Raw genomic sequence first — 9,740 nt, forward strand, 5'->3', positions numbered from 1 at the left:
TTATAATCAGCGAAGAATTCAAAAAGGCTTGGATTTTAAGACACCAAATCAAATGGCAGAAGACTTTTATCGGTTAGCTGCCTAGAATCTCCCAAGTGAAAGTCTCCTGCTAATTCAGCACACATCAGAGCGATTGCTAAAGCTAAACCACACAAGAAACAGAAAATTGAGTTAAATAATCTAGGTCGAAAAAAACTAGATAAGCGACAAGATACTCAAAAAGCAAAGCTCAAAACATTAATATTTACAGCAACTCACAAGTTGGTTGATAAAGCCAAAGTGATTGTTGCGGAAGATTTAACATCCCCAATTCAAAGTAAACGCAACTATGGCAAAAACACCAATAGACGCTTAAATACATGGGCTAAAGGTTTGTTAGCTAATGCCCTAACTTCTATATCTCACCGTAGAGGTTCTACGGTGCATCTAGTCAATTCTGCATATACTTCGCAAAGTGATTCTTTCTTGCATGGCCTTTTAATAGGTACACGTAAGGGAGATCGTTTTCACCGTTTCAATGGGGAAGTTGTGCAAGCTGATTGGAATGCTGCGAGAAACGTGCTTGCAAGATTAAACGACAATGAGATAAGTCGTTATACGCCTTACAAAACTGTAAAGCGTATATTGCAAGAACGGACTGACCGCTACAAGTCGGAACTGACCGACTCAGGCTCTAGTTACACGCTTGGCAACAAGACATTAACAGAGTGCGAATTAGTCCTTGAGTATGTTTGAATACATTTTAAGGAACAGTAGGATAAAAACATGCACTTATTTAAATTAACTGACGAACAACTCGCACAAATTCTTATCCCGAAACGATTTGTACCACCTACTCCACCTGAACATGAAGGCAAGAATATGGTCTATGTATTTGATAGTGAGGATAAGTTTGAACTGACTTATGATGAGCTGGTGGAAATCATTAGCAAAGCTAGAATGGCTGGTCCGAAGTTGATACCTGTCTTAGGCACCGTGAATTAAATTGTGCAGTGTTCGCACGCCACTTGAAACATAACTTGATTGGAAATGAATTTGGGCTGAGAAAAATTCAGTTCAAATTTAACCTGACGGGCACACTAAAAAATGGGTAATTGTCAGATCGAGTTTGGACTACAACACTTTAGCTCATCGATTTACCATACCGCTAATCTTCACACCATTTTCGTAAATCCAGCGATCAAACTGTGATACTACATTCCGCTTATTAATCCAAGTCAGCATGGTGCTTTTCATAAAGGCAGTTTACTTATAAACAGGGAAATTTCTAAACAATTCCCCTTTAACATGCTTAGGCTATTTGATCCAGAGTTCATCTTTTTGCATCATTTTTAACATTAAATTAAATATAACCAGCGGAGTAACATTTTTTTTGTTAGAGCCGACAACTCTTTGAAAACTAAATTTAACGGTTCGCTCAGGAGCATCCAAATTAACTGGGTAGTTTTGTTTTTCTAAATACAGATGATCTCCTAACATTGGCTCTATACCAGTAATAAAATTAACAATTTGTTGCTCATCACCTTTCATTCGGCATTGAAAATGTAGAAAATTCTTACGCAGTTTTCCAAATAATAATAATATTTTAAGCGCCTTAACCATGTTCTTTTCTTTCAGTGCATCTTGCTGCCTATCATCTTTATAATGAAAATCAAGGAGAGGAATTATTTCATCTGGACGAGTCAGTTTTTTAGCCTTTTCGTAAAGTTCATCAAACCAACTCTCTTCTAAATTCTTACTATAAACATAATTCGTTTTTAAATTAAATTTTTGGCGATCCATCCATTTAGTGCTCATCCATTGACATCGTTGCATCCATTCTTGAGCTTGGGTATCTTCGCTTAATCGACCTTCTCTAAAACTTATCAAACGTTGAAAAGGTGTCAGAGTACTCTTCTCTATACTAAACTTCTTTTCTTGTCGGCCAGCCATCGTAACTGGCTGTGTTTGCTGATAAGAATTAAACCATTTCTGCTGCTGAGTATAACGATTTAGGTTTATGTAGTCTGTACTTGACTTCACTGGACTAAAACACTGTTCTAATACTTTTTTTGAAATGATACACGGCGAATTATAAATTCGATCGACTGCTAATAAATCCAAAACATGAAGGTAATTTGAAGCCGTTTGCTCAATACTGCTATGCCCCATCCAAGAGGCGAGCACCTGCCATTTATGTTGAATAATCTCTTCTTGAGCACGTGCTTTCATACCAAACAATAAATCCCTCATCTTTTTTGCTTTTACCCAAGGACAATCTGTGTAGGTCTTGATCATTTCTTTTGAACCGAGCAAAGTTATTGCTAGATAGTTAGCAGCACTGTGGCGTAATGTATGAAAACTAAAGCCATGATGCATACCTAATATTTGACTAAACAAATCTACTGTAATTTTGCTGATACATTGATCAGTTAATACACGATGATTCACACTAAAAAGTAGATCATCCTGCTGATTAACCAAATATTGCTCATAACGATGTTGTATGTAACGTTGTACTACTAAAAACTCATGTTCTGACAATGCAATTTTCAATGGTATTTGACGATTCGCACTTCGCGTTTTCAGACGGCGATATGAATTGTCTTGGATATGAAGCGTGATATTATTAAAAACTGTATTTTCTTTTTCTTTATAAAGTAGCTCTGGGCAAATAATATCTTGTATTTTAAGACAACGAACTTCATTTAATCGAAGTCCAGTTCTATAACTTAGTAAATACATCAGCTTTAAACAACTCAGATGATCGACCCACTCTGATGCCGTTGGCTCTTGACTTAAATTTTCTAGTTTTTCCAATAATTTGCCAAATAGCAAAGGACTCACTAGCCGTGCATTGCAAATTTGTAAATGCTTAAAACTTGAATTCTGTAACACCAATACCCCTGGAGCATCATAATTCTCTATACAGAATTGATGAAAATCTTTTAGGCGACCAAAACGGTATTCTGCGCTTTGGTGCATCTTACGAGAGGTTTTTCCTTTCACCGAATCTCGTTGAACTGCTTTTTCATCACGTTCACTGCTGTATTTCAATAGCTGCCGATATAAATCCTCATAGTCATCTATGGATTGTTGCTTTAAATCTAATTTATTGAGCCAAATCTCAAATATAAATTCTTTGCCAAACGATCCTAAGTAGCTTTCAATAGTTGATAATTGAAGCCCTCGTTTTTTTAAATGCATTAACCAGTGAATTAAGCGTAGTTGAGCATCAATTAAAGACTTTTCCTCCGTATTAGCATCAACTATCTTCTCCTCTAACACCCTTCTAGTTTCTTGCCAAAAACGTAGCGTGCGTTCTTCTTTATTCCTCTTTTTATCTAAACGCTCAACTTTTTGACCTTTACGTTTCTTTTGACCAAACAACATCAACTCATACGGAATCGTTTGTAATTTGCTTTGAACAGTCGGAACTTCAGGAAGTAACTGCTCTTGTTCAAAATGAATAGGGCGATTATCTGGTTCTGTGACTTGATTGTAATCATTATTCCACAGCAATCTAAATTCGGATGGCCTTAAAGCAACAGTATTAATCTCTTGCTGAAGCACATTACTCAAAAATATATCTATGCTGAGGTTTGGATTAAATTCGAGTACCATTTGCACATCATTAAATGCACGAAATCCACGGCGTTTAATTTGATATTGCAGATCCCCAAGACTTTTTTTCCTGCCTATCTTACTCAAGCTTTCTAAAATACAATCTTCAACTGAATGTTGCAGACAAAATTCTTTCTGAGCAGCTTTCAACTTTTTTAAATATTGCAAAATGAACTGCGCATATGGGTTAAAAAAAACATGTTTCCATTGGTACAACTTTCCCTGTTCTACATCGTTGCCATATTGAGAGTTTTCAACACGATAATGTAGTAACAATGGATTAGTGATTTTTTTGTAGTCCGAATGGTATAACCGAAAACAATTCAGATCTGTACCAAGCTCAATGGCCTCCTGCAATTGCTTCTGAATAGCAATCAAATGCTGTTCATCTGCACAGCCTGAAATATATATAAAACTTAAGCATAAATTTCCCCATAAGTACTTTGGTTCATTCCAATATTCAAATGAATCTTGCCAATACTGCCTTAATTCCTTAAGTACATGGATATGTAGATGCCCCTGTTCTAACCGTGACTCTGTACTCTCAATTTTTCTAGGCAGTACGATCCGTTTAGTATGTGGATTTAGCTTAATTCTGTATGATTTTTTATCTACATTCTGGTTGAATTGCTTCCTTCTTTTATTAAATTCATCTTCAGTAAATTGCATCAGTTTTGATTGTTCGTCTCGGCTCAACTTTTGACTCAAACAATCAACACTATCTTTAATGTCATGCCATTTTTCAGCGATCTGCTGATCAAGTTTTTGCTGCATTTCTTTCGTCAATACTTCAGGTGGAGAAGGCTGTCTATCTAGCGACTTTTTCACCATTTTATGAATATCAACAAATAGATCATCTAGTTGTGGTTTTATTAGTTCTTTGATTTTTTGCATACAACTATTTTCGCTCTAAGTGTTTAATCGATAAAGATTTGACATTATCTTGCAATTGCTGGCGGGCTTGCTGTACATAGACATTCGGGATAAGTGAAGAATGCGGATGAAAAGCCTCTCGGTCACGTTGGTCATGACCATACAGGGCCTGAATTAAGTGAAAAGCTAATGCTGGTTTACCCTCTTGCTGCTCATGCATCAAAAAGTTCATGTCAAAATGACGTAACCAATTCGAATACATATTCTTTGGAAAGACTCCTTGCATATATGAATTCACCCATTTTCTCGATAAAGGGATTAACTTAATTTTCCTGCTCTGCCATTCTTTGACAGTTATCGGCAAGATATCTTTACTAAAAATGACCTTACCAAAAAGATCATTTACAGTTATCTTCTTCTTTGCAAAGACTTGTCTAAAAAATGAACCGTACGCTTCAATAATTTGTTCTAAAAAGGCAGTGTAATTTTGCAGTGTTTTTATGAAAAAATCAGATAAAGGGATAAAACGACCATCTTTTCTTGCTTTACTATTTTTTTTATCATTCACATATAAAAGCTTGAGCTCAACACAATAATCATCCAAATTCCCCAACAGGTTTTTTTTAGGCCGACTTGCCAAACTCAACAAACTGATATGCCACATCCAACACGCATATGCATTAAGTTGATTAATAATGTGCTTATCTTCTTGGATGTTTTCGTGACAATGTCTATGTAAAATATGGAATTGCTCTTTCACAAAATTGGGTTCAAGTGCCAGTTGGCTCCCTATCCTTCCTATAGATAATGCAGATTGCACTTTGAATTGTTGTTGCAATATTTTTAGTTCAGCCGTGTCTTCAGTAAAATGTGTGGAATGTGGTGTAAGTGCTTTTTCTAAAAAGGCTAGATATGTGCTACTGAGTTGAGTTTTCGGTAGCCCGCCATAATAGATACCAGGCATGTGATGCTGACTATCCCGCCCAGCAATTACATGAGCAAGATATTCATTATATGTTTCATAATATATATGAAAATATAATTGAGCCTGCAGTTTTTCTACAGTGATCGAACCTACAAACCGATTATCAAGCCAATTCTTAAGTTTCGTATTAATGTGTGTTGATGAAATTAGTGGATTCGATGCTTGTTCTATATAGTCAAACCAAGCAGAAGGTAAATGTAGTTGATGTGTCATCACTTCATTCCACCGCACATGATTTAAGCTCTTAATCTTCTGCTCTGTAATTTTAAGATTTAATTTGAGTAAATATTCGCGACGTCTACTTGAACCATTCTGGATCAAAATTCCATCTTGAATAAGCTCGTTAAAATCCATCAGTGCGACGGGTGATAATCCCGTCAAAAGTGACAATAAACATGCTGCAGCGATTGCAGCATCCCTCCAGTGCCCGGATAACTCGGTTCTCAACACATAAACAATTTGCTTCAGTATATCTGGCGCCAAATAATGTGGATTTGTAACAAAAGGAGCATGACGGCGCTGGCGATGCCGCATTAGATGCGTCGCATTATCGCTGAGTATATAATTTAAATTTTTAGACTTTTCATCTTCTGAATAAAACTCCATTTCAGGATCTAATAGATCAACTTCACCCTCTTCATCTTTGTGAAGAGCGGCATCATAAATACTAATCTTTGCGTTATGTCCAATATCTACTTGCTTACCCGTTTTAATTTCACGAAATTTTTTGAGTTCATTTTTCGTCGGCCATTGCAAAACTTTGCTTTTTTTTGACTTACGCTGACGATGAACTACACGACGATCATCTAGTCTTTTAAAAATTATTAATAGAGCCGATAAATACTCTATGACTTGTACTTGTTCGAAATCTTTAATATTAAAAAGTTGATTACGATCCTCTTTTTTCAAATTACGTTCGTACGTGACATAACAATTTAGCAGCTTACTACATTCATGAAATAATTCAGCATGATTAGAATCCAGCACATATCGTGAGACATAGCGTAATAGGTCACAAACATGTTTTTGCTTATTCTCAGCTTTATCAATTTTTGCAAATTCTTGATACTGCCGATATGTTAAAAAACTCGCTTGTAGAATCAAATAACGTTGCGATGACAGCTCTTGTGTATTACTAGAATCTGGACATGCAAAAAAACTCACAGCAGCTAAAAAAGAATACTTACCGATCTGTCTGGAGCCTGATATATAGCTATAAATTTGTTGTGCTAATTTGTATAGAGCGTAGACATCTTTATACAAATCATCTGATAGATCGACAAATTGTGTATTTACAATATCATCACGTAATAGACAATAATCTTGTTGATATTTTTCTGCTAAATCTAAGAATTGCTCTTGTGTTTCAATGTTTGGCATATTCATTTTCGCTTAATATTTTTATCACGTTGCATTGTTTAAATTCATTGTGATCAGAACGATTTGGTAAAAGTTGATCCTTTATTGAATTCTTTGTTAGCTTAAAAAATCTTGCAAAAAATTTAGCATCCAGTTCTTTCTGAGCTTTTCTTTCAAAGCACAAGTGTTGTTGTGATTTTTCGATAAAATCATCAAGATTATGTATCAACTGTAAGATTGCAACATAATTAGAATGCACACGTAAGCCTGGCTCCGTTTGCATCAATAGCAAGATTTTTTGCCAAATTTTCACATAGATTATTTTGAACTTTGCTTGTACTACTACTTTCTGACTCTGTTTAATCTTTTTGATTTTCAGTAGTTCTGAGTTAATTTTTACTATCTCAAGTTGAACATTTTTTCGGTCAAAGCAAAAGGGCATGATAAATTGCCCCATAAAAATTTCTATATTTTTTACCAAATAGTCAAATCTTAACATTTTTATCGATTTAAAAAATGAGCATATCTTTGTATATGAAACTTCATTTAATTTATCAACTAAATTTTCTCAAAATTACAATTCTCAACAAATACATACGGTTTGCTTATCTATGACGGTCTAAATTTTAAGAATTCTTCCACTTTTTTTTAGTTTTCTGTTATTACATGAAACAATACCGTTGTATTACATTTTAGAAATGCTGTGTATGCAGCATTGATCAAAAAGATTCTCTGCTATACTTACTTCACGTGTAGCATCAATGGAGTTTCGAAATGCTCAGAACCACTGAACAGAAAAGAAAATATATTCAAGCGACACGTTCGCAAAACTATCAAGCCAGCCTAAAGCTTGAAGGCATTACAACGACAGCTCAAACAACTCAACAAAGTAAAGCTGAAATCTTGCAAAAATATAAGAAGTATTCGCAACCCGAATCTTAGTCAGGTGCATGTATGGATAAATATGGGGAAATGGGTGACAGCCTGTATTGTTACCCTGGCACAAATATCCTAAAGAACAAACTCAATATTCGTGATGAACAAATTTTAGAACAAGCTGAACTAGAACTGTCTGGATTGGCAAGTAACTTAATTGAATATGCTGAACCACCTTACGACTTACAATACTTAAAATCAATTCATGCGCAGCTCTTTGGCGACTTATACGACTGGGCAGGAAAGTTAAGACAAATCGATATTTCCAAAGGTGACACCCGTTTTTGTAATTTTTCCCGTATTGAAATTGAAACCAATAAACTACTCAAACCGCTTCAAGAAAAAAAATACTTTCAAGGCTTAGCACCACAACAACTGATTCCTCAACTTGCCGACTTGTATTGTGAGCTTAATGTCATACACCCATTCCGTGAAGGTAATGGACGTACACAACGGATTTTCTTTGAGCATCTGATTGCTCATTGTGGTTATGGTATTGATTGGTCTCGCATTGACTCTCAACAACAATGGATTCAAGCCAATATTGAAGGTTTTTATGGTAATTTAAATCCATTAATTAAGATTTTTGAAATATGCTTTATTCAAAATACCTAAAATTTAAGTAGTCGAAGCCCACAATCCTTAATGAGCCATCATCTTTGCTTCAATCCACTGATTAATTTCCCAAATAAACCAACAATCACGATTCTTAGAAATCTTAATACTCTTCGGGTAATTTAGGATCGTAATATTCAGATTACTTATCCAGAATTGAATAGATCGTTAACTTAGATAGACTTTTAAGCAATGTAACTTGCCGCATGTTTATCAACATATGTCTCAAAAAAGTCTGCCCATACATAGATTTATGGTGTTTAGTGCTTAAATTTCAGATTAATCTTCGTCTGATGACCTGAATGGATGTTACAGATTACATGCAGGTGAATTACTCTGTGGCTGTATCATGGCTTTTGTGCAATCCAATCCATTTGATCCGAATGTTCTCTTTTGCAATAAAGCAGCCTCTTCTGCTTTTCCTGAACCAACGAACTATGTCATTGATTTGATTCAACCGACAACAGTGATGCTGAATCAAATCTCCAAAGAAGGGATTAAATGCAAGAAATGTGGTAAGAAAAAGATAGGGGATGGAAGTTATTATCCGTCTAATTGGAACCAGCCCATGAGTCGAGATCAGTTGAGTAAGAATCATTTTAAATGAATAAGAGAAGGATGGCTTACCTCACTTCTCCGAATAACAATGCTATGCTTTTCAACCAAGGTTATAAATTGGCAACTACATTTCATTCTTCTTCATGCTGGTCCTATAGCCTGTAGACAATTACTACATCATTTGCATTCAATGCTCAATACAGCCTGTCAGCAGAACCGCAGCGATACTTTTTTTCGTGCATACATGTAGTGTTTAAATCCATTCATTTTTCAATGATCCTCTGCCGTTTATCACATTTATGGTCGATCTTTAACCTTGTGAAAAATGCACATACCGATCCCTTCAAACTGTCAAATTTATGTATGCATGACATTTAAAGAAAATTATCTGATCAATTTTTTTAGGTAAAATTCATCAAGAAAAAAGTTATTATTATTCATAACATCACCAATAACCACATAAAAACAATAATTTAATAAATTATTCTTCCAATTTTTTTATATTTAGTGTTATTACCTCTAAATCCATGTTTACCACCTTCTATTACATAAGTAATTTAGAAGTATCCACGATATAAATTGCTTGCCCTCACACCTCTCCCCTCTCACGCCCAAAAAATTTATACTGAAAGGCAGATTAAGCCCGTTCGAGTTACATATAGCCGCATGCTATATTGAAAGCATTGATGTGTGCTGAATTAGCAGGAGACTTTCACTTGGGAGATTCTAGGCAGCTAACCGATAAAAGTCTTCTGCCATTTGATTTGGTGTCTTAAAATCCAAGCCTTTTTGAATTCTTCGCTGATTATAA

The 9,740-nt window shown here is 35.2% G+C and carries 9 protein-coding genes; 5 read left to right on the plus strand and 4 right to left on the minus strand.

Annotated features, from left to right (window positions below):
- Positions 1 to 165: 165 nt before the first annotated feature.
- The gene (locus FTV25_RS15265) at positions 166 to 735 is read left to right on the plus strand and encodes an IS200/IS605 family accessory protein TnpB-related protein (protein WP_373683732.1); all 570 of its coding nucleotides are present in this window, start codon (positions 166 to 168) and stop codon (positions 733 to 735) included.
- 30 nt (positions 736 to 765) lie between these two features.
- Positions 766 to 984: a hypothetical protein gene (locus FTV25_RS15270; protein ID WP_000550047.1), complete on the plus strand. Its 219-nt coding sequence runs from the start codon at positions 766 to 768 to the stop codon at positions 982 to 984.
- A gap of 144 nt (positions 985 to 1,128) precedes the next feature.
- Here FTV25_RS15270 and FTV25_RS16230 read toward each other — a convergent pair whose 3' ends face one another.
- The 4 genes from FTV25_RS16230 to FTV25_RS15285 are packed head-to-tail and all read right to left on the minus strand — an operon-like array spanning position 1,129 to position 7,319.
- Positions 1,129 to 1,236, minus strand: coding sequence for a hypothetical protein (locus FTV25_RS16230; RefSeq protein WP_372551473.1), 108 nt, complete (start codon positions 1,234 to 1,236; stop codon positions 1,129 to 1,131).
- A 60-nt stretch (positions 1,237 to 1,296) separates the two neighbouring features.
- Positions 1,297 to 4,497, minus strand: a complete 3,201-nt coding sequence (locus tag FTV25_RS15275; protein WP_127800785.1) for a site-specific integrase — start codon at positions 4,495 to 4,497, stop codon at positions 1,297 to 1,299.
- 4 nt (positions 4,498 to 4,501) lie between these two features.
- Complete coding sequence (locus tag FTV25_RS15280) at positions 4,502 to 6,841, minus strand: hypothetical protein (RefSeq protein ID WP_127800787.1); 2,340 nt, start codon at positions 6,839 to 6,841, stop codon at positions 4,502 to 4,504.
- Positions 6,828 to 7,319 (minus strand): hypothetical protein, encoded by a 492-nt coding sequence (locus tag FTV25_RS15285; RefSeq protein WP_000943375.1) that lies wholly within the window; start codon positions 7,317 to 7,319, stop codon positions 6,828 to 6,830. The genes FTV25_RS15280 and FTV25_RS15285 overlap by 14 nt, the downstream gene beginning before the upstream one ends.
- A 275-nt stretch (positions 7,320 to 7,594) precedes the next feature.
- Here FTV25_RS15285 and FTV25_RS15290 point away from each other — a divergent pair, with 275 nt between their 5' ends.
- The 3 genes from FTV25_RS15290 to FTV25_RS15300 all read left to right on the plus strand — a co-directional run bounded on the left by FTV25_RS15290 (position 7,595) and on the right by FTV25_RS15300 (position 8,978).
- The gene (locus FTV25_RS15290) at positions 7,595 to 7,762 is read left to right on the plus strand and encodes a YhfG family protein (RefSeq protein ID WP_000946583.1); all 168 of its coding nucleotides are present in this window, start codon (positions 7,595 to 7,597) and stop codon (positions 7,760 to 7,762) included.
- 12 nt (positions 7,763 to 7,774) lie between these two features.
- The gene (locus FTV25_RS15295) at positions 7,775 to 8,371 is read left to right on the plus strand and encodes a putative adenosine monophosphate-protein transferase Fic (protein ID WP_179990952.1); all 597 of its coding nucleotides are present in this window, start codon (positions 7,775 to 7,777) and stop codon (positions 8,369 to 8,371) included.
- Positions 8,372 to 8,720: 349 nt separating this feature from the next.
- Positions 8,721 to 8,978: a hypothetical protein gene (locus tag FTV25_RS15300; RefSeq protein ID WP_004726728.1), complete on the plus strand. Its 258-nt coding sequence runs from the start codon at positions 8,721 to 8,723 to the stop codon at positions 8,976 to 8,978.
- Positions 8,979 to 9,740 lie beyond the last annotated feature (762 nt).

This window comes from Acinetobacter sp. YH12249 (assembly GCF_013417475.1).
Lineage (GTDB): Bacteria > Pseudomonadota > Gammaproteobacteria > Pseudomonadales > Moraxellaceae > Acinetobacter.